Origin of the sequence: Pseudomonas sp. SWRI111 (assembly GCF_014268555.1) — a bacterium.
GTDB lineage: Bacteria > Pseudomonadota > Gammaproteobacteria > Pseudomonadales > Pseudomonadaceae > Aquipseudomonas > Aquipseudomonas hamedanensis.
Genome location: NZ_JABWQQ010000002.1, coordinates 61197 through 87532, shown reverse-complemented (window position 1 = coordinate 87532; position 26336 = coordinate 61197). Strand labels below are relative to the sequence as shown.

The 26336-nt window shown below is 60.9% G+C and carries 25 protein-coding genes; 14 read left to right on the top strand and 11 right to left on the bottom strand.

The genetic code is table 11. The features are described 5' to 3' along the window. The first annotated feature begins 69 nt into the window (after window positions 1-69). The 4 genes from alr (at window position 70) to HU755_RS03905 (ending at window position 4434) form a co-directional block, all read left to right on the top strand. The gene (alr, locus tag HU755_RS03920) at window positions 70-1143 is read left to right on the top strand and encodes an alanine racemase (protein ID WP_186630687.1); all 1074 of its coding nucleotides are present in this window, start codon (window positions 70-72) and stop codon (window positions 1141-1143) included. A gap of 88 nt (window positions 1144-1231) precedes the next feature. Next, complete coding sequence (locus tag HU755_RS03915) at window positions 1232-1780, top strand: cupin domain-containing protein (RefSeq protein WP_166221791.1); 549 nt, start codon at window positions 1232-1234, stop codon at window positions 1778-1780. Between the two features lie 181 nt (window positions 1781-1961). Continuing rightward, window positions 1962-2375, top strand: coding sequence for a cytochrome c5 family protein (locus HU755_RS03910; RefSeq protein ID WP_186549759.1), 414 nt, complete (start codon window positions 1962-1964; stop codon window positions 2373-2375). 136 nt (window positions 2376-2511) lie between these two features. Next, window positions 2512-4434 carry an acetyl-CoA hydrolase/transferase family protein gene (locus HU755_RS03905; protein ID WP_186630686.1) on the top strand — a complete coding sequence of 641 codons (1923 nt, stop codon included), beginning with the start codon at window positions 2512-2514 and terminating at the stop codon, window positions 4432-4434. Window positions 4435-4566: 132 nt separating this feature from the next. Here the strand turns inward: HU755_RS03905 and HU755_RS03900 are convergent, their stop codons facing one another. Next, window positions 4567-5139 (bottom strand): xanthine phosphoribosyltransferase, encoded by a 573-nt coding sequence (locus HU755_RS03900; protein WP_186549710.1) that lies wholly within the window; start codon window positions 5137-5139, stop codon window positions 4567-4569. 58 nt (window positions 5140-5197) lie between these two features. Continuing rightward, window positions 5198-7207, bottom strand: a complete 2010-nt coding sequence (rep, locus tag HU755_RS03895) for a DNA helicase Rep (protein ID WP_186549708.1) — start codon at window positions 7205-7207, stop codon at window positions 5198-5200. A gap of 263 nt (window positions 7208-7470) precedes the next feature. Between rep and HU755_RS03890 the strand changes: the two genes are divergently transcribed. Then, on the top strand, window positions 7471-9144 hold the full coding sequence (locus HU755_RS03890) for a bifunctional diguanylate cyclase/phosphodiesterase (RefSeq protein ID WP_186549706.1): 1674 nt from the start codon (window positions 7471-7473) through the stop codon (window positions 9142-9144). Window positions 9145-9253: 109 nt separating this feature from the next. On the opposite strand, the gene HU755_RS03885 is transcribed toward HU755_RS03890, so the two are convergent. Then, on the bottom strand, window positions 9254-10648 hold the full coding sequence (locus tag HU755_RS03885) for a NorM family multidrug efflux MATE transporter (protein WP_186619335.1): 1395 nt from the start codon (window positions 10646-10648) through the stop codon (window positions 9254-9256). A gap of 158 nt (window positions 10649-10806) precedes the next feature. On the opposite strand from HU755_RS03885, the gene HU755_RS03880 reads away from it, so the two are divergent. From HU755_RS03880 to HU755_RS03870, 3 genes are all read left to right on the top strand, one after another. Further along, on the top strand, window positions 10807-11727 hold the full coding sequence (locus HU755_RS03880) for a LysR substrate-binding domain-containing protein (RefSeq protein ID WP_186630685.1): 921 nt from the start codon (window positions 10807-10809) through the stop codon (window positions 11725-11727). A gap of 184 nt (window positions 11728-11911) precedes the next feature. Beyond that, the gene (locus HU755_RS03875; protein ID WP_186630684.1) at window positions 11912-13888 is read left to right on the top strand and encodes a methyl-accepting chemotaxis protein; all 1977 of its coding nucleotides are present in this window, start codon (window positions 11912-11914) and stop codon (window positions 13886-13888) included. 194 nt (window positions 13889-14082) lie between these two features. Beyond that, complete coding sequence (locus HU755_RS03870; protein ID WP_186630683.1) at window positions 14083-15297, top strand: aldose 1-epimerase family protein; 1215 nt, start codon at window positions 14083-14085, stop codon at window positions 15295-15297. Here HU755_RS03870 and HU755_RS03865 read toward each other — a convergent pair. After that, entirely contained in the window at window positions 15294-16787 is a 1494-nt protein-coding gene (locus tag HU755_RS03865; protein ID WP_186630682.1) for a YifB family Mg chelatase-like AAA ATPase, read from the bottom strand. The two genes, HU755_RS03870 and HU755_RS03865, sit on opposite strands and share 4 nt — an antisense overlap. A gap of 323 nt (window positions 16788-17110) precedes the next feature. Between HU755_RS03865 and HU755_RS03860 the strand changes: the two genes are divergently transcribed. Together HU755_RS03860 and HU755_RS03855 are read left to right on the top strand one after the other, a co-directional pair. Then, a complete protein-coding gene (locus HU755_RS03860; protein ID WP_186619238.1) occupies window positions 17111-17389 on the top strand; it encodes a type II toxin-antitoxin system RelE/ParE family toxin in 279 nt (92 codons plus the stop codon). Between the two features lie 7 nt (window positions 17390-17396). After that, the gene (locus tag HU755_RS03855) at window positions 17397-17702 is read left to right on the top strand and encodes a HigA family addiction module antitoxin (protein WP_186630681.1); all 306 of its coding nucleotides are present in this window, start codon (window positions 17397-17399) and stop codon (window positions 17700-17702) included. Window positions 17703-17815: 113 nt separating this feature from the next. Here HU755_RS03855 and HU755_RS03850 read toward each other — a convergent pair whose 3' ends face one another. Then, window positions 17816-18076 (bottom strand): accessory factor UbiK family protein, encoded by a 261-nt coding sequence (locus tag HU755_RS03850; protein WP_186630680.1) that lies wholly within the window; start codon window positions 18074-18076, stop codon window positions 17816-17818. A 393-nt stretch (window positions 18077-18469) separates the two neighbouring features. Here HU755_RS03850 and glnK point away from each other — a divergent pair, with 393 nt between their 5' ends. The 4 genes from glnK (at window position 18470) to sutA (ending at window position 21253) form a co-directional block, all read left to right on the top strand. Further along, window positions 18470-18808, top strand: a complete 339-nt coding sequence (glnK, locus tag HU755_RS03845) for a P-II family nitrogen regulator (protein ID WP_002555808.1) — start codon at window positions 18470-18472, stop codon at window positions 18806-18808. A 37-nt stretch (window positions 18809-18845) separates the two neighbouring features. After that, window positions 18846-20183, top strand: a complete 1338-nt coding sequence (locus HU755_RS03840) for an ammonium transporter (RefSeq protein WP_186549692.1) — start codon at window positions 18846-18848, stop codon at window positions 20181-20183. A 215-nt stretch (window positions 20184-20398) separates the two neighbouring features. After that, window positions 20399-20824 carry a secondary thiamine-phosphate synthase enzyme YjbQ gene (locus HU755_RS03835; protein ID WP_186549690.1) on the top strand — a complete coding sequence of 142 codons (426 nt, stop codon included), beginning with the start codon at window positions 20399-20401 and terminating at the stop codon, window positions 20822-20824. Window positions 20825-20926: 102 nt separating this feature from the next. Beyond that, a complete protein-coding gene (gene sutA, locus HU755_RS03830) occupies window positions 20927-21253 on the top strand; it encodes a transcriptional regulator SutA (RefSeq protein WP_186630679.1) in 327 nt (108 codons plus the stop codon). A 176-nt stretch (window positions 21254-21429) separates the two neighbouring features. Here the strand turns inward: sutA and HU755_RS03825 are convergent, their stop codons facing one another. From HU755_RS03825 to HU755_RS03800, 6 genes are read right to left on the bottom strand one after another with little or no spacing between them, the layout of a single operon-like run. Next, window positions 21430-22137, bottom strand: coding sequence for an HAD family hydrolase (locus HU755_RS03825; protein WP_186630678.1), 708 nt, complete (start codon window positions 22135-22137; stop codon window positions 21430-21432). Continuing rightward, window positions 22134-23033, bottom strand: coding sequence for a tyrosine recombinase XerC (xerC, locus tag HU755_RS03820; RefSeq protein WP_186630677.1), 900 nt, complete (start codon window positions 23031-23033; stop codon window positions 22134-22136). The genes HU755_RS03825 and xerC overlap by 4 nt, the downstream gene beginning before the upstream one ends. Before the next feature lie 2 nt (window positions 23034-23035). Then, a complete protein-coding gene (locus HU755_RS03815) occupies window positions 23036-23761 on the bottom strand; it encodes a DUF484 family protein (RefSeq protein WP_186630676.1) in 726 nt (241 codons plus the stop codon). Between the two features lie 13 nt (window positions 23762-23774). Continuing rightward, window positions 23775-24605: a diaminopimelate epimerase gene (dapF, locus tag HU755_RS03810; protein ID WP_186549680.1), complete on the bottom strand. Its 831-nt coding sequence runs from the start codon at window positions 24603-24605 to the stop codon at window positions 23775-23777. Window positions 24606-24608: 3 nt separating this feature from the next. Then, window positions 24609-25856, bottom strand: a complete 1248-nt coding sequence (gene lysA / locus HU755_RS03805) for a diaminopimelate decarboxylase (protein ID WP_186630675.1) — start codon at window positions 25854-25856, stop codon at window positions 24609-24611. A 9-nt stretch (window positions 25857-25865) separates the two neighbouring features. Next, the gene (locus HU755_RS03800; protein ID WP_186549676.1) at window positions 25866-26036 is read right to left on the bottom strand and encodes a lipoprotein; all 171 of its coding nucleotides are present in this window, start codon (window positions 26034-26036) and stop codon (window positions 25866-25868) included. Window positions 26037-26336 lie beyond the last annotated feature (300 nt).

The following is a 26336-nucleotide window of genomic DNA, read 5'->3' as shown; positions in this document are numbered from 1 at the left end:
GCTGTTGGCGGTTCACCTCGTCAGGCGGCGCCGGTTTTTCTTCCCATGAACGCCTAGAAGTCTGCCGCCATGCGTCCTGCCCGTGCCCTGATCGACCTTCAAGCCCTGCGCCACAACTACCGAATTGCCCGCGAAGTCACCGGCGCCAAGGCGCTCGCGGTGATCAAGGCGGACGCCTACGGTCATGGCGCGGTGCGTTGCGCCCAGGCGCTGCAAGCCGAGGCGGATGGCTTTGCCGTGGCCTGCATCGAAGAAGCGCTGGAGCTGCGCGCTGCCGGGATTCAATCGCCGGTGTTGCTGCTGGAAGGCTTCTTCGAGGCCGACGAGTTGGCGCTGATCGTCGAGCACGACTTGTGGTGCGTGGTGCATTCGCTGTGGCAGCTCGAAGCGATCGAGCACGCGGCGCTGAGCAAACCGCTCACCGTGTGGCTCAAGCTCGACTCCGGCATGCACCGTGTCGGCCTGCATCCGAAAGATTACCCGGCGGCGTATCAGCGTCTGCTGGCCAGCGGCAAAGTGGCGAAAATTGTGCTGATGAGTCATTTCGCCCGCGCCGATGAACTGCACGCGCAGAGCAGCGCCGAGCAGGTGGCGGTGTTCGAAGCGGCGCGTCAGGGCCTGGCTGCGGAGGTCAGCCTGCGCAATTCGCCAGCCGTGCTGGGTTGGCCAGAGATCAAAAGCGACTGGGTGCGCCCGGGCATCATGCTCTACGGCGCGACACCGTTCGAAGAAGCCAACGCTGTCGCTGAACGCCTGCAACCGGTAATGACCCTGGAATCGAAAGTCATCAGCGTGCGCGAACTGCCGGCCGGCGAACCGATTGGCTATGGCGCCAGATTCATCACCGACAAGCCGATGCGCATCGGCGTGGTTGCCATGGGTTACGCCGATGGCTATCCGCGTCAGGCGCCGACCGGCACACCGGTACTGGTGGAAGGCAAACGCAGCCGCCTGCTGGGGCGGGTGTCGATGGACATGCTGTGCATCGACCTCACCGACGTGCCGGAAGCGGGCCTCGGTTCGACCGTTGAGTTGTGGGGCAAAAACATCCTCGCCAGCGACGTGGCGAAATGCGCCGACACCATCCCCTACCAGATTTTCTGCAACCTGCGCCGGGTGCCAAGGCTCTATTCCGAGGGCTGACGGCGCTGCGGGGGCCAAGTGTTGTAAATACTGAACGCTGTCGCCATGATAACGCTCAATATTCTTACAACATCAGGAGGCTCCCGCCTTGGACGTCGGTGAACGACTGCAATCGATCCGCAAGCTCAAAGGGCTTTCCCAGCGTGAACTCGCCAAACGCGCGGGCGTCACCAACAGCACCATTTCGATGATCGAAAAGAACAGCGTCAGCCCTTCGATCAGTTCGCTGAGGAAGGTCCTGGGCGGCATTCCCATGTCCATGGTCGAATTCTTTTCCGAAGAGATCCTTCAGGAAAAACCGACCCAGATCGTCTACAAGGCCAACGAGCTGATCGACATCTCCGACGGCGCCGTGACCATGAAACTGGTTGGCCGCGCGCACCCGAGCCGCGCCATCGCTTTCCTCAATGAAATCTACCCACCGGGCGCCGACACCGGCGAAGAAATGCTCACCCACGAAGGCGAAGAAACCGGGATTCTGGTGGAAGGCCGACTGGAACTGGTCGTGGGTCTGGAAACTTTTATCCTCGAAGCCGGCGACAGCTACTATTTTGAAAGTACCAAGCCGCATCGTTTCCGGAATCCGTTCGACTTGCCGGCGCGACTAATCAGCGCAGCCACGCCAGCGAATTTCTAAGCAAGAGGCGCCAGGCCATTACGGCACAGGTACCCGAACCGTTTCACCGATGCGCAACAAGACCCCTTTAACCATGGGGTTGTTTCAGTGTGGCGGGCTACCCGCTATACTTGCGCCCGCCTGCGAACCGTGGCCGCAGGCGTGAATAGCCACCATTGAGGGTGAACGCGTGAACCTAATTATGAAAATGCTGGCTGCACCAGCAACCGTACTGGCCCTGTGGGCTGTCAGCGCTCAAGCTGCGACGAATGACGACATTGCCAAACGCCTTGAGCCTGTCGGCCAGGTGTGTGTTCAGGGGCAGGAATGCAAGGGCATGGAAGTGGCCGCGACGGCTGGCGGCGGCGGTGGTGCGAAGGCACCTAAAGACGTGATCGCCAAGCACTGCAACGCTTGCCACGGTACCGGCTTGCTGGGCGCGCCGAAAATCGGCGACAAGGCCGCCTGGAAAGAGCGCGCCGACCATCAGGGCGGTCTGGACGGCATCCTCGCCAAAGCCATCACCGGGGTCAACGCCATGCCGCCTAAAGGCACCTGCGCCGATTGCTCCGATGAAGAGCTCAAGGGCGCGATCAAAGAGATGTCCGGTCTGTAATCGGCGGCTATCTCGACAAAAAACCGTCTTCGGACGGTTTTTTTGTACCTGCTATTTTGCGACCGGGCTGTTCTTTGCAGCAAAGTAGCGGCAATCTCGGTCTACCCCTATCAACGGAACGGGCGGGAGGCTTCAGATGGTGCAGTTGTGTTCGATCGAACAGGCCGTGGACGACGTGCTGGCGCGGTTGCCGGCGCACATCCACATGGGCCTGCCGCTGGGGCTGGGCAAACCCAATCACTTCGTCAACGCGCTGTACCGGCGGATCAAAGAGCTGCCCGAGCGGCAGCTGACGATCTACACGGCGCTGTGCCTCGGTCGGCCTAATCCGGGCGACGGCTTGCAGAAACGCTTGATCGAGCCCTTCGTCGAGCGCGTGTTCGGTGATTACCCCGAGTTCGATTTCCTCGCCGATCTGCACCGCGACAGCCTGCCTGCCAACATCCGCATCGAACAGTTCTTCATGCAGCCCGGCAGCCTGCTCAACAGCGCGCCGGCCCAGCAGGATTACGTCAGCAGCAATTACAGCCACGCCGCGCGTGACATCAACGCCGCCGGGCTGAACCTGGTGGCCCAGCTGCTCGCCAGCAGCAGCGAGCATCCGGATCGTCTGAGCCTGAGCTGCAACCCCGACATCACCCTCGATCTGTTGCCGATGATCGCCAAGCGCCGTGAGGCAGGCGAGACCATCGTGCTGGTCGGCCAGGTGCACACCGAGCTGCCGTACATGCCCGGTGATGCCGAGGTCGACATCGACACCTTCGATCTGCTGATCGATGCGAAGGACAGCAGTACGCTGTTCTCCACGCCGAACATGCCGGTGGGGTTTCAGGATCATTTCATTGGTCTGCACGCCAGTACGCTGGTACGCGACGGCGGCACATTGCAGATTGGCATCGGCTCGATGGGCGATGCGTTGACGGCCGCGTTGCTTGCCCGCCAAGCCGATAACGCCGGGTATCAGGCGTTGCTCGACGACATAAACCTCAGCCAGTGGGCGCAGTTGATCCAGCGCGAGGGCGGCACCGCGCCCTTCGCCAAAGGCTTGTATGGCTGCAGCGAGATGTTCGTCAACGGCCTGCTGGTATTGGCGGATGCCGGGATCATTCGGCGCAAGGTCTACCCCGACGTACCGACCCAAGAGCAGGCCAACGCCGGCACCCTCGACGAAGCCGCACAGCCTGACGGTATTTCCGTGCACGGTGGCTTCTTTCTCGGCCCGCGCAGTTTCTACGAGCGGCTGCGTGAGTTACCGCAGAGCAAGCTGCGCGAATTCAACATGACCCGCATCAGCTACATCAACGAGCTGTACGGCCAGGAGCAACTCAAGCGCTTGCAGCGCCTCGATGCGCGTTTCATCAACACCGTGTTCACCATGACCCTGCTCGGCGCCGGCGTAGCCGATCAGCTCGAAGACGGGCGCGTACTCAGTGGCGTCGGCGGACAATACAACTTCGTTGCCCAAGGCCATGCACTGGAGGGCGCGCGGTCCATGCTGATCCTGCGCAGCTGGCGCGAATCCGGCGGCGACGTCAGTTCCAACATCGTCTGGGAATATGGCCACTGCACGATTCCGCGGCATCTGCGTGACATCGTCGTCACCGAATACGGCATCGCCGACCTGCGCGGCAAGTCTGACGCGGCCGTGATCGAAGCACTGCTCAATATCAGCGACTCACGCTTCCAGCTGGGACTGATCGAACAGGCGCAGAAAGTCGGCAAGCTGCCCAAGGACTTCCGCCTCGACCCGCGCTTCGCCGACAACACACCGCAACGTCTGCAAGCCATCGCCGCGCGGCATCCGAACCTGTTTCCAGAGTATCCGCTGGGGTGTGATTTCACCGCGATTGAACGGGATCTGCTGCGAGCGTTGAACTGGCTGAAGAGCAAGTTCAAGCTGACCGAGATACTGGAGCTGGGCAAGGCTGCGCTGGACGCGCCGGAGGCCTCGGCGTTTCCGGAACATCTTGAGCGGATGCAGCTTACAAACCCGGAGGGCCTGAAAGAAGAACTGTTCCAGCGCTTGCTGCTCACTGGCCTCAAAGCTACCGCGCAATAACTGACCACCCCAGAGCCAGCTGTAGGAGTGAGCCTGCTCGCGATCGCGGTGCATCAGTCACCGAAATGATTGACTGACACTACGCTATCGCGAGCAGGCTCACTCCTACAGGGGATCGGCGGTGTGGCTGATTTACTCGATGAAGGTGACGACGCCATCCTTCAGCGATTTCACCCGGGCCAGCGACTCGACGCGGTAGCCCTGCGAGTCCAGCTCGGCGCGGCCGCCCTGGAACGATTTCTCGATGACGATGCCCAGGCCGGCAACGGTGGCGCCGGCCTGTTTGATGATCGAGATCAGCGCTTGCGAGGCCTTACCGTTGGCCAGGAAGTCGTCGATGATCAGCACGCGGTCGCTGCTGGTCAGGTGACGCGGGGAAATCGCCACGGTGCTTTCGGTCTTCTTGGTGAACGAGTAGACCGTCGCCGACAGCAGATTTTCCGTCAGGGTCAGGGACTGCTGCTTGCGGGCGAAAATCACCGGCACGCCGAGGTTCAGACCAGTCATGATCGCCGGGGCGATGCCTGAAGCTTCGATGGTGACGATCTTGGTGATGCCCGAGTCCTTGAACAGCGTGGCGAATTCGTCGCCGATCAGCTTCATCAGGGCCGGATCGATCTGGTGGTTCAGAAAGGCGTCGACTTTCAGGACCTGATCGGAAAGCACGATGCCTTCTTCGCGGATTTTTTTGTGCAGTGCTTCCATGAAGCTGTCCTCGTTCAGCGCGTGGTGCGCGCCAGGCTTTGAAAAAAAGTGGTCAATTCTAGCGCTTTAACATCGCGCGTATATCGGCCAATGCGTTGTTGCCACGCACGGCTTTGACTTCGGTCGGGGTGTCGTCGTTGCCTTCCCAGGCCAGATCGTCCGGCGGCAGCTCATCGAGGAAGCGGCTCGGCGCGCAGTCGATGATTTCGCCGTACTGCTTGCGCTTGGCGGCGAAGGTGAACGCCAAAGTCTGGCGCGCGCGGGTAATGCCCACGTAGGCCAGACGGCGTTCTTCTTCGATGGTGTCGGCTTCGATGCTGGAGCGGTGCGGGAGGATTTCCTCTTCCATGCCCATGATGAACACGTAGGGGAATTCCAGGCCCTTGGAGGCGTGCAAGGTCATCATCTGCACACCTTCAGCACCGTCCTCTTCTTCCTGCTGGCGCTCGAGCATGTCGCGCAGGACCAGTTTGCCGATGGCGTCCTCGATAGTCATTTCGCCTTCTTCGTCCTTTTCGAGGGTGTTTTTCAACGCCTCGATCAGGAACCAGACGTTGCCCATCCGATAGTCCGCCGCCTTGTCACTGGAGCTGTTGGTGCGCAGCCAGTTCTCGTAGTCGATGTCCATGACCATGCTGCGCAGGGCCGAGATCGGATCCTCGCCGGCGCACTGTTCGCGGACTTTGTCCATGAAGCGCTTGAAGCGCGACAGGCGATCGGTGAAGCGGCTGTCGAGATGTTCGCCCAGACCGATTTCGTCGGTGGCGGCGTACATCGAGATCTTGCGTTCGGTGGCGTAGTTGCCGAGTTTTTCCAGGGTGGTCGAGCCGATTTCCCGGCGCGGTACGTTGATCACCCGCAAAAAGGCGTTGTCGTCATCCGGATTCACGATCAGTCGGAAGTAGGCCATCAGATCCTTCACTTCCTGGCGGCCGAAGAAGCTGTTGCCCCCGCTCAGGCGATACGGCACCTGGTGGTGTTGCAGCTTCAATTCGATCAGCTTGGCCTGGTAGTTGCCGCGGTAGAGGATCGCAAAATCGCTGTACGGACGGTCGGTGCGCAAGTGCAGGCTGAGAATTTCCATGGCCACGCGCTCGGCTTCGGCGTCCTCGTTGCGGCAGCGGATCACGCGGATCTCGTCGCCGTGGCCCATTTCACTCCATAGCTGTTTTTCGAATTCGTGCGGGTTGTTCGAGATCAGCACGTTGGCGCAGCGCAGGATGCGGCTGGTGGAGCGGTAATTCTGCTCGAGCATCACCACTTTCAAGGACGGATAGTCGTCCTTGAGCAACATCAGGTTTTCCGGCCGCGCGCCGCGCCAGGCGTAAATCGACTGGTCATCGTCGCCGACCACGGTGAACTGGTTGCGCTTGCCGATGAGCATTTTCACCAGCAGGTACTGGCTGGCGTTGGTGTCCTGGTATTCGTCGACCAGCAGGTAGCGCACCTTGTTCTGCCACTTTTCGAGGATGTCGGCGTGTTCCTCGAAGAGTTTTACCGGCAGCAGGATCAGGTCGTCGAAGTCCACCGCGTTGAACGCCTTGAGCGTGCGCTGATAGTGGGTGTAGACGATGGCGGCGGTCTGTTCCTTGGGATTGCGCGCGTTTTCCAGGGCCTGGGGCGGCAGGATCAGGTCGTTTTTCCAGGCGCCGATCATGTTCTTGATCTCGTCGACGCCGTCGTCGCCTGCGTATTCCTTCTGCATGATGTCAGTCATCAGGGCTTTGACGTCGGTCTCGTCGAAGATCGAGAAACCGGGTTTGTAGCCCAGCCGCGCGTGTTCCTTGCGGATGATGTTCAGGCCCAGGTTGTGGAACGTGCAGACGGTCAGGCCGCGCCCTTCGCCGGCACGCAGCAGGCTGCCGACCCGTTCTTTCATCTCGCGCGCGGCCTTGTTGGTAAAGGTCATGGCGACGATGTACTGGGCGCGGATGCCGCAATTCTGGATCAGGTGCGCGATTTTGCGCGTGATCACGCTGGTCTTGCCGGAGCCAGCACCGGCGAGCACCAATAGAGGGCCGCCGACATAGTTCACGGCTTCTTGCTGCCGGGGATTGAGTCGGGACATACGAAGATTCGGGAGTCGTTGACGAAATGGGCCGGCATTTTAACAGGCTCAGCGAATTGTGCTGCTCTGTCCGACTTGTGACGTACCACGCGATTCAGATTTGCCGGTTTTGTTACTTTCACGCAGGATGCGCAAGGATTTTGCGGCTAATGTTCTCGTTCGTGACACAAAATAACGTTGTGATAACCGTTGTCATTGGTCATTGCCCAACGCAACGGCATAATGCCCGCCGCCCACATCATTGCAGAGTCTAGGGAGTCAGCTTGTCTACGCCTGTCGAACCCTTGCGTTTGCTGCTACTGGCCGAAGAGCCAGCGTGGACAGCGTTATTGCGCGAGTGTCTGGCTCCGTTGGGGAGTGCGGCGGTGCTGATCAGCGCGCCGAGCTGGGAGTCGGTCAGCAGTCTGTTCGAAGACAATCGCCATGCGGTGTTATTGACCATCCCGGCGTTGCAACCGGCACCGGGCCGTTGCAGCCTGCCGACGGTATTGCTGCTGGATCACGAACCGGCCACGGCGCCAGACGGGGTCAGTGACTGGCTGGCGTTCGACGCGCTCGATGCCGGCATGCTGCGCCGTTGCCTGCGCCATGTGCGCGAGCGCGGCGTGCTGGAAAACACCTTGCAGCGTCTTGCCGAACAGGACCCGCTGACCGGCATCGCCAACCGCCAAGGCTTCCAGACCTTGCTGGCCGCCCGTCTCGCGGAAGGCGACGGGCGCGGTCTGGCCCTCGGGCATCTCGACCTGGATAACTTCCGTCACGCCAACGACGCCCTCGGCCATCAGGCGGGCGACCGGCTGATTCTGCAAGTCGTCGCCCGGCTGAAAAGCCAGCTGGAGGCCGGTGATCAACTGGCGCGCCTGGGCAGCGACGAGTTTGCCCTGCTGATCGACACCCGCCGTGCGCCGCAGCGGGCCGAATGGATGGCCGAGCGCATCACCGAAGCCCTGTCCGAACCGTATTGGGTCGATGGCGAAAGCCTGCTGATCGGCTCCAGCCTCGGCATCGCCCATGCCCGTGCGCAGGGCGGTGCCGATCCGCTGATGTGGCACGCGCACATCGCCATGCAGCAGGCCAAGAGCACGCAGGGCTGCACCTTTCATATCTTCAACGAACGCATCAACCGCAACGCGCGAAGCATGGCCGATCTGGAAAGCGAGCTGCGCCGGGCCTTGCGCCGTGATGAGCTGGAACTGCACTACCAGCCACGCCTGAACCTTGCCGACGGTCAGATCGTCGGCCTCGAAGCCTTGGTGCGCTGGCGCCATGGCGAACGCGGTTTGCTGCCACCCAGCGAATTCGTGCCGTTGGCCGAACAGAGTGGTTTGATCGTGCCGCTGGGGTATTGGGTGATTTCCCGGGCGCTGCGCGATATGCAGGATCTGCGCGAACGCGGCCTGCCCGCGCTGCACATGGCAATCAACTTGTCATTCCGCCAATTTCAGGACAGTCAGCTGTTGCCGACACTGAGCCGTTTGATTGCCGAGCGCGGTGTCGAGGCGCAGTGGCTGGAATTCGAACTCACCGAAACCGCCGTGATGCGCCGCAGCGACCTGGTCAAACAGACCATGGACGCCCTTGGTCGCCTTGGCGTGCGGTTCTCGCTGGACGATTTCGGCACCGGGTTTTCTTCGTTCGTGCACCTCAACAGCCTGCCGATCACCTTGCTGAAGATCGACAAGAGTTTTGTCGGTGGCATGGAACAGCGCGAAGAGAACCGCAAGCTGGTACACGCGATGATCAACCTTGCGCACAACCTGCAACTGGAAGTGGTGGCCGAAGGCGTAGAGACGCCGGAGCAACTGGATCTGCTGCGCGGCTATGACTGCGATCAGGTGCAGGGATACCTGATCAGCCGGCCGTTGCCGTTGGCGGAGTTGGTGGAATACCTGACGTCGGGATCGAGCCAGCAGCCTGCTTTGGAGATCGTCGGCTGATCAGCGGCCCCTTGTAGGAGTGAGCCTGCTCGCGATAGCTTTCCAACGGTCAACATTTGCATTGACTGATACACCGCTATCGCGAGCAGGCTCACTCCTACAGGGGATCTCATTCGGCCTGAGGGATGTTGAAACCTTGAGCCTGTGGCTCGCGCCGAATCATTCGCTTCATCTTCCATTCAAACGCCAGCGTCAGGCTCACCGCCGCACAGGCCAGGCCCAGCGCCAGTCCCCACCAGACGCCCGTCGGCCCCCAGTCGAGGTGGAAGGCCATCCACCACGCCGCGGGCGCGCCGATCAGCCAGTAGCAACCGAGCCCGACCAGAAAGGTGGTCTTGGCATCTTTCAGGCCACGGATACAGCCCATGGCAATCGTCTGCGTGCCGTCGAACAATTCGAACCACGCCGCCACTGCCAGGAGGCTTACCGCCAGGCGGATCACCTCGGCAAACGCCGGGTCGTTATGGTCAAGGAACAGGCCAACCAACTGATTCGGCCACAGCCAGAACACCAAGGCAAAGCCGAGCATCACTACCGCGCCGAAGGCGATGCCAACACGGCCGGACATGCGCGCATCGATCAGTTGTCCGGCGCCATAGTGCTGGCCGACGCGCATGGTGATGGCATAAGACATCCCGGCCGGCACCATGAATGCCACCGAAACGATCTGCAGAGCGATCTGATGCGCACCCATTTGTGTGCTGCCCATGGTGCCCATGCACAGCGCCGCAAAGGCGAACAGCCCGACTTCCACCGCGTAGGTGCCGCCGATGGGCAGACCGAGGCGCCACAGCTCCTTGAGGTATTGCCGGTTGGGCCGCGACAGTCCGGCGCGCAATGGATAGGCGTCATACGCCGGATGCCGGCGAATGTGCCAGGCCAGCGCCAGCGCCATACAGTTGGCGACAATCGCCGTGACCAGACCGATGCCCATCAAGCCGAGCTGCGGCAGGCCGAACAGGCCGGTGATCAACGCGTAATTGAGCAGAAAGTTGGCCACGGTGCCAGCGAGGCTGATGACCATGACCGGCGTGGCCCGGCCAATCGCGCTGGTAAAACCACGCAGGGCCATGAAGCTCAGGTAGCCCGGCAGGGCGAAGGGTAGGGCGATCAGGAATTGCCCGGCGGCGTTGACGTTGGTTTCGGTCTGGCCGAACAGCAACAGCACCGGTTTCAGATTCCACAGCAACAGCCCTGCGCCCAGCGCCATCAGCCAGGCGAGCCACAATCCGGCCTGAGTCAGGCGTGCTGCGCCAAGGATATCGCCGGCACCCTGACGAATCGCCACCAGCGTGCCGACCGCTGCAATGACGCCGATGCAGAAAATCGACACAAACGAGTAGGTCGCAGCGCCGAGGCCGCCACCGGCCAGCGCCTCGGGGCTGAGCCTGGCCATCATCAGCGTGTCGGTCAGCACCATCAGCATGTGCGCCAACTGTGAAGCGATCAGCGGCCCCGCCAGCCGCAGAATAGCCCAGAGTTCGGTACGCACAGGATGTTGCATAGTCATCACCACTCAATTTGCAGAGGGAACAGGAGACCGTCGATTCTCGGTGCGTGGAGGGATTTGCACAAAGGGATAAAAAGGATGGGTGGCATGATTAAAACTCATCCTGAGCACTTTCTGCTAAGTTGGCTGCATCCCGCCCCAGGAGCTTGTGCATGTCCCGTCGACTTCCTCCGCTGTATGCCCTGCGCGCATTCGAAGCGGCCGCCCGGCACAGCTCGTTCACCCGTGCGGCCGAAGAGCTTTCGATCACCCAGAGCGCGGTGAGCCGGCACATTCGTACGCTCGAAGAGCATTTCGCTTGTCGGCTGTTCCATCGCAGCGGCCGTCATCTGCAATTGACCGAGGCGGCCCGCCTGCTATTGCCTGGCATCCGCGAGGGCTTCACAGCCCTGGAGCGGGCCTGCAATACCTTGCGTGCCGAAGACGACATTCTGCGTATGAAAGCGCCATCGACCCTGACCATGCGCTGGTTGCTGGCGCGGCTCAGCCGTTTTCGGCATTTGCAGCCAGGTAACGAAGTGCAACTGACCAGCGCGTGGATGGACGTGGATTCGGTGGACTTCAACGATGAGCCGTTCGATTGCGCGGTGCTGCTCAGTGACGGGCATTTCCCGCCGGACTGGGAGGCCAGCCTGTTGTTTGCCGAAGAACTGATCCCGGTTGGCGCGCCGAACCTGCTCAATGACCAGCCGTGGGACGTCGCGCGGCTGGCATCCACCGAGTTGCTGCACCCGACCCCGGACCGCCGTGACTGGCGCAGCTGGCTTGAGCACATGGGGCTGTCCGATCAGGTGTCGCTCAAGGGCGGACAGGTGTTCGATACCCTCGAGTTGGGGATGATCGCGGCGGCGCGCGGTTACGGTGTATCGATGGGCGATCTGTTGATGGTGGCCGAAGATGTCGCCCAGGGACGTCTCAGCCTGCCGTGGCCAACCGCCGTCGCCAGCGGACTGAATTACTACCTGGTGTGGCCAAAAACCCGACCGGGAGGTGAACGTTTGCGCCGTCTCAGCGACTTCCTGCAAAGCGAGGTCCGCGCCATGGAACTGCCGGCGGTGACACGCTTGAGCTGAAACGTTCGAGCCGGCACAATGCCGGCCTTGTGCCATATCCCTGTCAGGCGCTCAAGTATTCGGATTTACCGCCGACTATGAGCAAGTGGAACCGTCGTGCCGGTTTTTACGGTTCACCCCCACTATTAGAAAATAATCCGAGTCGAGATCAAGGAGGATCCCGCAGCTCGGCCAGGAGCTGTCCATGTCTCAACCTCGCGCTCGGATCGCCTCGCAGCTGGGCCTCGCGCTCGCTGTAATACTGGCGATTGTCATCAGTGGCAGTACGGTGTTCGCTCTGCGTTCGCTGGATTCGGCCAACCTCGCCACCCGTGAAGAACATCTGGCCAGCGAGGCGCGGCTGCTGGCCGACCAGCTGAGCACGTTCCACGGCACGCTGCGCGAAAGCACCTTGCGCCTGAGCGGCTTGTTCGAGAAACGCTTCGGTAGCGGCCTGAGTGTTCATCCGGAAGAGCCGGTCACCGTGGCCGGCGTACAGACGCCGGGACTGCGTCTGGGCAGCGAAGTGCTGAACAACAACTTCAAGGAAGTTGACGAGTTCAAGCAGATGACGGCCGGCGTGGCTACGGTGTTCGTGCGCAGCGGCGAAGAATTCATTCGTGTCAGCACCAACGTCACCAAGCAGGACGGCACCCGCGCCATCGGCACCGTGCTCGACCACGCCAACCCGGCTTACGCGAAGCTGATGGCGGGCCAGAGCTTTGTCGGGCGTTCCCTGTTGTTCGAACGCTATTACATGTCGCAGTACACCCCGGTTCGCGATGCGGGCGGCAAGATCATCGCCGTGCTGTACGTCGGCTTCGATTACACCGATGCGCAGAACGCCCAGTTTGCCAATCTCAAGCGCTTCCGCATTGGCAAGACCGGCTCGCTGGCCTTGCTTGACGAGCAGAACAAATGGCTGGTGCCGATTGCCGGCGTCGAGTCGCTGGACCAGGCTGTCCCGGCCATCAACGGTCTGGTGAAAACCCCGGGCACGGGTGAGTTCTGGAACGATAAAGGCGAAGACTTCTACAGCGTCGCGGTGCCGTTCGAGGGCGGACCGTGGTCGGTAGTGGCGAGCATGCCGAAAGCCGAAATCCGCGCGGTGACCTGGAGCGTCGGTACGCAACTGGCTATCGGCAGCCTGCTGGCGATGTTGCTGGCCGTTGGCTCCGTGGTCTGGCTGCTGCGCAGCAAGCTGGCACCGCTGGGCGATCTGGTGCGTCAGGCCGAAGCCTTGGGCGCCGGTGATCTGAGTGTTCGCCTGAACGTATCGAGCCACGACGAGATCGGTCAGCTATCCCGCGCGTTCAACCAGATGAGTCAGGCGCTGTCGACCATGGTCGAGCACATCCGCCGCGCCTCGGAAGAGGTCAACAGCCGTGCGCAGGCCTTGTCCGGATTGTCCGGAGGGGCCTATGAAGGCATGGAGCAACAGTCGGGCGAAATCACCAGCATGGCCGGCGCGGTGGAAGAATTCAGCGCGACTTCGCTGAACATCGCCGACAACATGGGCGCAACCCAGCGTCTGGCTCAGGAAAACGCCCAACAGACGCAGATCGGGCGCAGCTCGATGGAAGAAGCGTCGTCCTCGCTGGAGCAAATCGCCGGCGCGCTGAACAGCACCGCCACGGTGATCAACACCCTCGGCCAGCGCTCCCAGGAAATCGGCGGCATTGTCGGGGTGATTACCTCGATTGCCGAACAGACCAACCTGTTGGCCCTGAACGCGGCGATCGAAGCGGCGCGTGCCGGTGAACAAGGTCGCGGCTTTGCCGTGGTGGCTGACGAAGTGCGCAGTCTGGCCTCGCGCACCCGTCAGGCGACCGACGAGATTTCCAGCATGATCCACAGCATCCAGCAGGAAACCGGCAATGCGATCAGCACCATGGAACAGGGCAACGTGCTGATGCAGGAAGGCCTGTCGCGCAACGCCAATGTCGCCTCGGCACTGGCGCGGATCGACGAGCAGAGCCGTTCGGCGGGGCAGCAGTTTGCTGCAATCACCACTGCGACGCAGGAACAAAGCAGCACCGCGACGTTGCTGAGCAGCAACTTGCAGAGCATTGCGCTGGCCAACAGTGAGCAGCGTGAGGTTGTGTCGAACCTGGCGGTGACGGCTAAAGAGCTGGAGAAGCTGGCGGCGGATCTGCGTTCCGAGGTTGATCGCTTCCGTTGATGCGTCTTTGAATAGCTATCGCGAGCAGGCTCGCTCTCACAGTTTTCGGTGTGATTCACAAATGTTGTGAAGGCCCGATGTCCCTGTGGGAGCGAGCCTGCTCGCGAATGCTTTTCTCCCACCGCTTCTTTGGACTTGCTGAAACGTTTCCGCAGCGCTATAAAAATGGCACAACTCCAATAAAGGCTGCTGCCATGACCCCGCTCAAACTCTTTGTCGCCCTCGGCGCATTCTCCGCTGCTTCCCATGCCATGGCCTGGGACTACGTCTTGCTCGATGCCAATACGCCCGCGAAAAACTGGACGATCACCAGTGAACAGCTTGGTGTGAAAACCACCAAACCGTTTTCCGTGACCTTGCGCACCCTGCACGGCGGTCGTCAGGAGGGCGTCAGCGTTGTCGACATCGATAACGGCGCAATGAAATTGTCGGTGGTGCCGACCCGGGGCATGAATGTGCTGCAAGCCTCGGTGGGCAATGTGCGCATGGGCTGGGACTCGCCGGTGCAAGAGGTGGTCAATCCGGCCTTCATCGAACTCAACGGACGCGGTGGCCTGGGCTGGCTCGAAGGCTTCAACGAACTGGTCACCCGTTGCGGTTACGAATGGGTGGGCCATCCCGGCATGGACAACGGTGAACTGCTGACACTGCACGGTCGCGCCGCCAACATTCCGGCCAGCACCGTCACTTTGCACATCGATGAAAAGCCGCCATATGCCATTACCTTGCGTGGCGAGCTGAAAGAGCAGGCGTTCAAGAAAGTCGATTTTAAAGTGGCGACGGAACTGGTCACCGAGCCGGGCAGCGCAAGCTTCGCCCTCAACGACACCCTGACCAACAACGGCGACTATCCGAAGGAATATCAGGCGCTGTATCACAGCAACTTCAGCACGCCGTTTCTTGAGCAGGGTGCAAAGTTTGCCGCGCCGGTGAAGCAGGTATCGCCATTTAACGACAAGGCCAAGGGCGATCTGGCCGACTGGCAGACTTATCGCGCGCCGACCAAGGACTACGACGAAACGGTGTACAACGTCGTGCCCTATGCCGACGCCAAAGGCGAAACCCTGACTGTTCTGCATAACAAGGCGGGCAGCCTCGGTGTTTCTGTTGGCTTCAATACCCAGCAGTTGCCGGTGTTTTCCCTGTGGAAGAATACCGACACGCAAGGGCAGGGCTACGTGACGGGGCTTGAGCCGGGGACCAGTTTTTCCTACAACCGTCGCTATCAGCGACCGTTGAACCTGGTGCCAACCATTGCGCCGAAAGAGCACAAACAGTTCCAGATCAGCTACAGCCTGCTGGCGGACAAAGGTGCTGTGGATAACGCCTTGAAGCGCGTGAGCGCGATTCAGGCCGGGCGCGACACCGAAGTGCGTCAGGCGCCACTGGTTGGCCTGACTGAACATTAAGGCGTCGCCGGTCGGTATTGCAGTGCCTCGGCCAGGTGCTCGCGGGTGATCGCATCGACCTGCTCAAGATCCGCCAGCGTGCGCGCGACCTTGAGCAGACGATGGGCCGAGCGCAGCGACAGGATCAGTCGCTCGCAGGCCGATTCCAGCCATTTTTCGTCGGCTGTGGATAACCGGCAATGGCGCTTCAATCCCGGCAAATCGAGAAAGGCGTTGGCGCAGCCCTGACGTTTGTGCTGGCGCTCTCGCGCTTCGGCTACCAACGCCGCAGCGCTGGCGCTGTCCTCGCCGGGCTTCGCTGCCGGATTCAATGCTGTTGCCTCTCGCGCCACGGTCAGGTGCAAATCGATTCGGTCCAGCAGCGGCCCCGACAGCTTGTTGCGATAGCGCTGGACCATGTCCGGCGTGCACGAGCACTTGCCACTGGGTTCGCCAAGATATCCACAGGGACACGGATTCATTGCCGCCACCAATTGGAACCGCGCGGGGAAACGCACGCGATCCTTGGCCCGGGCAATCACGATATGCCCGGACTCCAGCGGCTCGCGCAGTACCTCCAGAACCTTGCGATCAAACTCGGGTAATTCGTCGAGAAACAGCACACCATGATGCGCCAGGGTGATTTCGCCGGGTTGCGGTTTCGAACTGCCACCGACCAGTGCCGGCCCGGAAGCGGAGTGGTGCGGTTGACGGAAGGGGCGCTGTGGCCAGTGAGTTAACGGTACGCCACTCGCGACTGACTGAATCGCTGCGACCTCCAGGGCTTCGCATTCGGAAAGCGGCGGCAGCAATCCGGGCAGGCGGCTGGCCAGCAACGTCTTGCCTGTGCCGGGTGGCCCGCTGAACAGCAAGTTATGGGCGCCCGCCGCCGCAATCAGCAATGCGCGCTTGGCGGCTGTTTGCCCCTGCACCTCATTGAGGTCGGGATAAGGTTTGGCGGCATGCATCAATCCGTCGGAAACGTAAGGCTCCACCGGCGTATGCCCGTTGAAATGCGCCACCGCTTCCAGCAGGTGATCCACTGCATACACTTTCAGTCCTGATGCCAAGCACGCTTCCTCGGCGTTCGCGCGCGGCACCACCAGCGCCCGACCGGCCTTGCGCGCCGCCAGTGCCGCCGGCAGCACACCACGCACCGGCCGCACCGCACCGGACAACGCCAGTTCGCCAAGACATTCCACATCATCCAGCGTCAGACACGGCACCTGCACACTCGCCGACAAAATCCCCAAGGCAATCGCCAGATCAAAGCGCCCGCCATCCTTGGGCAGATCCGCCGGCGCCAGATTCAAGGTGATACGCCGCGCCGGAAATTGCAGCCCGGAATTGATAATCGCGCTGCGCACCCGATCCTTGCTCTCCTTCACCGCCGCCTCGGGCAGACCGACCATGGTCAGCGACGGCAGACCGTTGGCCAGATGAACTTCGACGGTAACAGCGGGGGCTTCCACGCCAATCTGGGCGCGACTGTGGACGATGGAGAGGGACATGGTCGTTCCTTGAGCTGAATCGGGGGCCGCTTCCTGCGGGTTTTTGAAGGGTAGTAGGGCATAGTCGTTTTAGTGGGGCGGGTGGCGCGCAAAAACTTCTCAGGATGTTGCTGCAAGAAATGCCAGGAAATCGGCAAGGCATCGCAAGCAGAAATAGGGAGAGTTTGTGTAGGAAATAGCGACGGGTTCAGTAAGGATTAGCCACCACGCGTAGTCCATTTCTGAAAGCCCTGAAAGAACACCGAAATCGCAGGATCACCTGTTTGCGTCAATGATCTTCACGAATACACTCAAGGTTAATGCATAACGTTAAGCTTTAAATTATGATCGTTAGCTTCAGATGTTCTGAAACCGAATACCTGTTCCGAAGCGGTAAAACCCGTTTCTGGTCAGCCATATTGAGTGTCGCGGAACGTAAGCTGACGATGCTTGATGCAGCAGCTGCGTTGGCTGATCTCCGATCTCCTCCCGGAAATCGGCTCGAGACCTTGGGAGGCGATCGGAAGGGGCAATGCAGCATTCGTATCAACGCCCAATGGCGAATTTGCTTCGTCTGGGGGCTGAATGGGCCCGAGGATGTTGAAATCGTCGATTATCACTGAGGTGAGTATGACCAAGAATGGTATGCGTCCGGTCCATCCCGGCGAGATCCTCAAAGAGGAGTATCTGGAGCCTCTGAACCTGACAGCCGCTGCGTTGGCGCGAGCATTGAATGTGTCTACTCCGACGGTGAACGATATCGTTCTACAGCGCCGAGGCATCAGCGCTGACATGGCTTTAAGACTTTCTATCTGTCTGGACACCACTCCTGAAGTTTGGCTGAACCTGCAATCGACGTACGATCTGCGAAAAGCTGAAATTGAAAGAGGAGCTGCAATCCGTGATCAGGTAGAGCGGCTGGCACATTGCGCATGATTCCGTATCCGGGCAGTACACCGAGGCTGAAGACCGGCCCGGGGGAAGCACTTTGAGGGCGTCTATTCGACGCCTTTTTTACTAACCAAACTCAATATCCGGGAACTGGGCCGTTATTCAGCCGGCGGATTCAGCTTCGCTTCCAGCTCAGCAACTTTGGCTTCAAGACTCTCAAGCCGTGCACGAGTGCGCGCCAGCACCACCATCTGACTGTCAAACTCTTCCCGGCTGACCAGATCGAGTTTGCTGAAGGCGCTTTGCAGCAGCATTTTGAACTGGCTTTCCATTTCGGCTTTCGGCAGCGGGGTGTCGCCGCTGAAGAGACGGGAGGCGGTGCCGCTCAGGGCGTCGAGGAAGTCTTTGGGTGCGAGCATGGTGAATGTCCTGAAAACAATGGCCGGCAGTGTATCACGCAGTGTCTATAGTCAATCCCGCAGCCAGATGCACGCTTTTCGCGCAAGCGCACGGGCACCCGCGCACCGTTGTTGTGCGTAACCGCTGTGCCTTCGGCACGGCATTGCGCGCGACAGCCGCCAAGGGATTGAAATCAGGGGGTTTTGTCGAGATGGCAAGGTTTCTGCTTAGTCACCCTTGACCCATGCACTGATGCAGTCGCTGTGACGAATGCAGTGCGGCAGACGAAGCGGGGAGTTTCGTCTGATGCGGTTAGCTGGCGTCAACGATGCGTTACAAAGCCAGGCACTGCGCTTAGACTTGAGACGGGTTTGTTTTCCTGGGGCAAGTCCACCAAATCGGGAGAGAGTTTCATGAAGCTAGTCACTGCCATCATCAAGCCGTTCAAGCTGGACGACGTGCGCGAGTCGCTGTCCGAAATCGGCGTGCAGGGCATTACCGTTACTGAAGTCAAAGGCTTCGGCCGGCAGAAGGGTCACACCGAGCTGTATCGCGGCGCGGAATATGTGGTCGATTTTCTGCCCAAGGTGAAAATCGACGTGGCCATCGACGACAAGGATCTGGATCGGGTTATCGAGGCGATAACCAAGGCTGCCAACACCGGCAAGATCGGTGACGGCAAGATCTTCGTGGTCAATCTGGAACAGGCGATTCGTATCCGTACCGGCGAAACCGATACCGACGCGATCTAAGCGCCGCCACAAACCCAACGCCCCAGGAGAAAACAATATGACTCTGCGTAAATTCGCAGGGCTAGGCGCCCTGTTGTCCATCGTAATGCCCGGCCTTGCCATGGCGGCAGACGAAGTGGCCGCGCCAGTCCTCAATTCCGGCGACACGGCCTGGATGCTGACCTCGACAGCCCTCGTGCTGTTCATGACCATTCCGGGCCTGGCGCTGTTTTACGGCGGTATGGTTCGCTCGAAAAACATTCTTTCCGTGATGATGCAGTGCTTCGCCATTACCGGTCTGATCAGCATCCTCTGGGTCATTTATGGCTACAGCATTGCGTTCGACACCACCGGCATGGAGCAGGGCGTCGTCAATTTCAACTCGTTCTTCGGTGGCATGGGCAAGGCGTTCCTCGCCGGTGTCACGCCTTCGAGCATTACCGGCCCGGCGGCGCTGTTCCCTGAGGCGGTGTTCATTACCTTCCAGATGACCTTCGCGATCATCACCCCGGCGCTGATCGTCGGTGCGTTCGCCGAGCGGATGAAATTTTCCGCGATGCTGATCTTCATGGCCATCTGGTTCACCCTGGTTTATGCGCCGATTGCGCACATGGTCTGGTCCGGTAACGGCGGCCTGATGTGGGACTGGGGCGTGCTCGACTTTGCGGGCGGCACCGTGGTGCACATCAACGCCGGTATCGCCGGTCTGGTAGCGTGCCTGGTGCTGGGCAAGCGCAAGGGTTTCCCGACCACGCCAATGGCGCCGCACAATCTCGGTTACACCCTGATGGGCGCGGCCATGCTGTGGGTGGGCTGGTTTGGTTTCAACGCCGGTTCCGCTGCAGCCGCTAACGGCACTGCGGGCATGGCGATGCTGGTGACTCAAATTGCAACTGCCGCTGCGGCACTGGGCTGGATGTTCGCCGAGTGGGTCACCCACGGCAAACCAAGCGCACTGGGCATTGCCTCGGGTGTGGTTGCCGGTCTGGTAGCGATTACGCCGGCCGCCGGTACCGTGGGCCCGATGGGCGCGCTGGTGATTGGTCTGGCTGCAGGCGTGGTGTGCTTCTTCTGCGCCACTACCCTGAAGCGCAAACTCGGTTATGACGATTCCCTGGATGCCTTCGGCGTGCACGGCATTGGCGGTATCCTCGGCGCGATCCTCACCGGTGTGTTTGCTGCACCGGCGCTGGGCGGCTTCGGCACCGTGACTGACATCGGCGCGCAGGTCTGGATTCAGATCAAAGGCGTTGGCTTCACGGTGATCTACACCGCGATCGTCACCTTCGTCATCCTCAAGGTGCTGGATGCTGTCATGGGTCTGCGCGTAACCGAAGAAGAAGAGTCGGTCGGCCTCGATCTGGCACAACACAACGAGCGCGGCTACAACCTGTAAGCTCGCGCAGGAAAAAAATTGCCCGGCTTGCCGGGCATTTTTTTGCCTGCGATTTGTCAGTCAGAGGGCGGCTGAAAGGATTTTTCTTACGGCTTTTGTCGTCTTTACAGCGGAGGTTTTTCTGCGGGCAATGGCTTACACCGTTGCAGGAATATTAGGGCCTTTGTTTTTTTTCAGAGCGCGCTAGAATGCGCCCCGAACGAGCGGAGAACTGTATGTGGCAACAGACTCTGATAACCCTGCGGGCAAGGCCCCGGGGCTTTCATCTGATAACGGACGAGTTGCTTGCCGGCTTGCCTGAACTCAAGACCTGTCGGGTCGGTCTGTTGCATTTGTGGCTGCAGCACACCTCGGCGTCGTTGACCATCAACGAGAACGCCGATCCGGCAGTTCGTCGCGACTTCGAACGATTTTTCAATCGTCTGATCCCACAAGGAACAGACGGCTATGAGCACAACGACGAAGGCCTGGACGACCTCCCGGCGCACTTCAAGGCCAGCGTGCTGGGCTGCCAGATCAGCCTGCCGGTTTCGGCGGGTCGCCTGGCGCTGGGCACCTGGCAAGGCGTTTATCTGGGCGAGCACCGAGATCATGGCGGTGCCCGTAAAGTCCTCGCCACCTTGCACGGTGAAGGGGCATAAGCCGCTGATCAGCAGCGGCGGAAGATTTTTTAACGGCGGCTTACGACAGTCGCCAAAGCTGGTCTATAACTAATCTGCTTTTGGCAAGTCATGAGGTAGGACATGAGCGACGATGATCTGGAAAACGACGACCTCGAAGTAGGCGACGAAGACGAGGCCGAGGAAGGCCTGGAAGCGGCAGCGGAAGACGTGGCCGAAGACGATGTCAGTGACGATACACCGGCCCCGGCTGCCAAAGGCAAAGCCAAGGCTGCGGTATCGGTCGACGAGTTGCCGAGTATCGAGGCCAAGAACAAGGAACGTGACGCCCTGGCCAAGGCCATGGAAGAATTCCTTGCGCGCGGTGGCAAGGTGCAGGAAGTGGAGGCCAATGTGGTCGCCGATCCGCCCAAGAAGCCGGACAACAAGTACGGCAGCCGCCCTATCTGAGGCGTGTCGCTCGCTTGCTGAAAAAGCCCGCCGTCGCTGCGGGCTTTTTCATGCCCGCAAAGCCAGCGCAATTTCCCTGTAGGAGTGAGCCTGCTCGCGATAGCGGTTTGTCAGATACATCGAATTGAATGACACACCGCTATCGCGAGCAGGCTCACTCCTACAGGGGGCGCGTGTTAATTCGAGGTGGCATTCCAGCGCGCCAATACCGCTGGCAACTCGGTGAGGCTGCGGATCTCCGCATCCGGCAAGCGCTCTGCCTCCCAGACCTTGCCCGCCGGGTTGAACCACACCGCACGCAACCCTGCCTGCTGCGCGCCGGCGATGTCATCGCCGGGATGATCGCCGACATGCACCGCGGCTTCGGCGCTTACCCCGCCACGCTGCAAGGCCTCGTGAAACAGTCGCGCGTCCGGCTTGGCGATGCCGATGTCTTCGGCGCACAAGGTAAATTTGAAATAATCCGCCAGCCCCAGCCGGCGCACATCGGCATTGCCGTTGGTGACAACGCCGAGGGCGTAGTGATTGGCGAGACCCTCCAGCAGCGGCTCGACCTCGGGGAACACTTCGATCTGATGCCGTGCATGCAAAAACACGTCAAAACCCTTGTCCGCCAGGGCTGACGCCTCGTCGCGCTCATACCCGGCGTCTTCCAGTGCATGAAACAGCACGCGCCGGCGCAGCGCACTGATGCGGTGCTTCAGGCCCGGCTCGCCCGCCAGCACGCGCTCGCGAATCGCCCACAAATGTTCCACCGGCACCGCGCCCAGATTCGGCGCCTGGTCGCTCAGCCATTCGCGCAGCACGGTTTCGGCGCTGGCGATCACCGGGGCGGTGTCCCAGAGGGTGTCGTCAAGGTCGAAGGTGATCAACTGAATGCTCATGAATCGTCGCCTTTCATGCGTTTGGCCCTTGGGTGGGCGCTGTCATAGACCGCCGCCAGATGTTGGAAATCGAGGTGGGTGTAAATCTGCGTGGTCTTGATATCGGAGTGGCCGAGCAACTCCTGCACCGCGCGCAGGTCTTGGGACGACTCGAGCAAATGGCTGGCAAAGGAGTGCCTGAGCATGTGTGGGTGCAGGTTCTGCCCCAGTTCGCGCTCGCCGGCGAGTTTGACCCGCGCCTGGATCGCCCGTGGACCCAGACGCCGGCCTTGCTGGCTGACGAACACGGCGTCGTCGGCCGGGTTGGTCAGCGCGCGCAACGGCAGCCAGTGCTCAAGCGCTTCCCGGGCTTTTTTGCCAACAGGCAACAGCCGGGTTTTGCTGCCTTTGCCAAGTACCTGGACCATGCCGTCGGCCAAGTCCAGTTGATCCAGATTGAGTCCGGTCAGCTCGGACAGGCGTAGCCCCGAAGAATAGAACAACTCCAGAATCGCCTGATCGCGCCGGGCAAGAAAATCATCCTCGACCGCACCTTCGAGCAGTTGCAGCGCGCGGTCGGTGTCGAGGGTTTTTGGCAGGCGACGTTCGCCTTTCGGCGGCGCCAGACCCGTGGCCGGATCATGGTCGCAAAGGCCTTCGCGGTTCAGATAGTGATAAAGCCCGCGCACCGCTGAGAGCAGGCGGGCGAGGCTGCGCGAGGACTGGCCTTGTGCGTGCAGCCGAGCGATCAGGCTGCGCAGACGCTGGATGTCCAGCGCAGCCCAACTGCCGATGTTCTGCTTGATGCACCAGCCGAGAACCTTGTCGAGGTCGCGGCGATACGCCGACAGCGTGTGCGGCGACACCTGGCGCTCACTGCGCAGGTGTTCGCAGTAAGCGTCCAGTTGCCGTTCCATGCTCAGCGCACCGAGCGCAGGGAGCTGTTGACCCGTGGCAGCACGCGGCCCATGACCTCGGCGATGTAGCTGAGGAACAGGGTGCCGACCGAGCTCTTGTAGTGCTGCGGATCACGGCTGGCGATGGCCAGAATGCCGTGGATGCCCTGATGGCTGACGGCAACGACCGCCGTCGAGCCGATCTGCTGGCGCTGTTCTTCGCCAAAGAGGAAATCCAGCTCATGCTCGCGCAGGTTGCCGCTGACGCTTTTGCCTTCGGCGAGCAGGCCGCCGATGGCGGTTTGCGCGTCGGCGTGGGTCACCCAACGGCCGACCGGAGCCGGGTTGTCGCCGAGCAGGATCAGGCTGACAAAAGGCACCTGGAAATCCTGGCGCAGGCTGTCTTCGACACTGATCACCACGTCCTCCAGGCTCGACGCATCCATCAGCGCGAGAATCAGGCGGCGGGTTTTTTCGAACAGGCGATCATTGTCACGGGCCACGTCCATCAGGTGCGAAAGGCGATGGCGCATCTCTATGTTACGGTCGCGCAGCAGGGTCATCTGTCGTTCGACCAGCGACACCGTGTCGCCGCGCCGATGCGGAATGCGCAGGGATGGCAGCAGTTCTTCGTGTTCGACGAAAAAGTCCGGATGAGCCTCCAGGTAGGCGGCAACCGCTGCCGCTTCCAGGCTTTCGGACGCTGATTCGTCGGTCTGTCGGGCGGGTACCTGAGGCTTGTCGGTCATGATTTTCGCTCGCTCAAAGACGCACTTGTCCTTCGTATACACGCACTGCCGGACCGGTCATCAACACCGGTTGGCCCGGGCCTGCCCACTCGATGGACAGACGCCCGCCGGGCAGGTCGATCAACAGCGGCGAATCCATCCACCCCTGAGTGATGGCGGCAACCGCGGCGGCACAGGCGCCGGTGCCGCAGGCCTGGGTTTCCCCGGCGCCGCGTTCCCAGACGCGCAATTGCGCACGGTGCCGATCGATGACCTGAAGAAAACCGACATTGACCCGCGCCGGGAAGCGCGGATGGTGTTCGATCTTCGGCCCCAGTTCATGCACCGGTGCACTGTTGATGTCGTCCACGCGAATGACTGCATGGGGATTGCCCATCGACACGGCGGCCAGTTCGACCGTGGTGCCATCGACTTCCAGCTGATAGCTGCTGGCCTGGGCTGGCGCTTCGAACGGGATATCCGCCGGCACCAGACGCGGTGCGCCCATGTTCACGCCGATCTGGCCGTCGTTACGCACGTCCAGTTCGATGATGCCGCCCTTGGTCTCGACGCGCATCTGACGTTTGGCGGTCAGGCGTTTGTCGAGCACGAAACGGGCAAAGCAGCGCGCGCCGTTGCCGCACTGTTCCACTTCGGAGCCGTCGGAGTTGAAGATCCGATAGCGGAAATCCACGTCCGGGTTGCTCGGTGCCTCGACAATCAGCAACTGGTCGAAACCGATACCGGTGTGCCGGTCGCCCCATTGTTTGGCGTGCTTGGGCTGAATGTGCGCGTGCTGGCTGACCAGGTCGAGGACCATGAAATCGTTGCCCAGGCCGTGCATTTTGGTAAAACGCAGCAGCATGGGTTACTCCGGCAGCAGGCTTTCGCCGGCAAACAGCTCGGCCACGGTTTCGCGGCGACGCACTTCAAAAACCTGATCACCATCCACCAGCACTTCGGCGGCACGGCCGCGAGTGTTGTAGTTGGAGCTCATGACGAAACCGTACGCACCGGCCGAATGCACCGCCAGCAAGTCGCCTTCTTCCAGCGCCAGTTCGCGGTCCTTGGCAAGGAAGTCGCCGGTTTCGCAGATCGGGCCGACGATGTCGTAGTGGCGCGCAGCGTTGTCGCGCGGTTTGACCGCCGTGACGTCCATCCAGGCCTGATACAGCGCCGGGCGGATCAGATCATTCATCGCCGCGTCGACGATGGCGAAATCCTTGTGTTCGGTGTGCTTGAGGTACTCGACCTGTGTCAGCAGCACGCCGCCGTTGGCGACAATGAAGCGGCCCGGTTCGAACACCAGCGCCAGATCGCGACCGTTCAGGCGCTCGCGCACGGCTTTGATGTAGTCGGCGGCCAATGGCGGCTCTTCATCGCGATAACGCACGCCCAGGCCACCACCGAGATCGATGTGGCGCAGGTGGATGCCGCAATCGCCGAGGCGATCGACCAGATCGAGCAAACGATCCAGTGCATCAATGAACGGCGGCAGCGTGGTCAGTTGCGAACCGATGTGGCAATCGACTCCGACCACTTCCAGGTTCGGCAGATGCGCGGCACGTACGTACACGTCTTCGGCGTCAGCGATGGCGATGCCGAACTTGTTCTCTTTGAGACCGGTGGAAATGTACGGGTGGGTACCGGCATCGACGTCCGGGTTCACGCGCAGCGAAACCGGGGCGCGAACGCCCAGCTCGGCGGCGACCACTTGCAGGCGCTCGAGCTCGTCGGTGGATTCGACGTTGAAGCAGTGCACGCCGACTTCCAGCGCACGGCGCATATCGTCACGGGTCTTGCCGACACCGGAGAAGACGATCTTGTCGGCACTCCCGCCAGCGGCCAGAACACGTTCCAGCTCGCCACGGGAAACAATGTCGAAACCGGCGCCGAGACGGGCCAGGACATTCAATACGCCGAGGTTGGAGTTGGCTTTGACCGCGAAGCACACCAGGTGTGGCATGCCGGCCAGCGCATCGGCATAGGCCAGGTATTGCGCTTCGATGTGCGCGCGCGAGTAGACATAGGTGGGCGTGCCGAAGCGGTCGGCGATGGCGGACAGTGCCACGCCTTCGGCAAACAGCTCGCCGCCACGGTAGTTAAAAGCGTCCATGGCGATCCCTTAATAAACGTCGTGCTTGTGTGCTTTGGACGGTTGTTTCTGCGAAGACTGGGCTTGTTCAGCCGGGTCTTGACTGTCGTCGGGCAGGTACAGCGGGCCTTTTTGACCGCAGGCCGATACAAGGCAGGCAACCGCGACGAGCGCAGCAAGGGACGAGATCAGGCGCTTCATGGCGAAATCCTTGAAAATGCGTTAATTGCGCCGGAGTATACCGGCCACCCGGCAGCTTGCCTATGTGATGGCCCTCCCGTCCGGCGGGGCTCGCGCAAACCCCTGTAGGAGTGAGCCTGCTCGCGATTAGGCTCTTTCAATCACATCACCGTCGACTGGACGAATGCAATCGCGAGCAGGCTCACTCCTACAGGGGTTGTGTTTGGAGTGGGGCAGGCACCCGGTCTTAATCCTTTGCAATCGGCCGGCAGCGTCCGTATCTTTCGGCTGCTTGAGCCTGATCAGACATTTTTTGAGGTT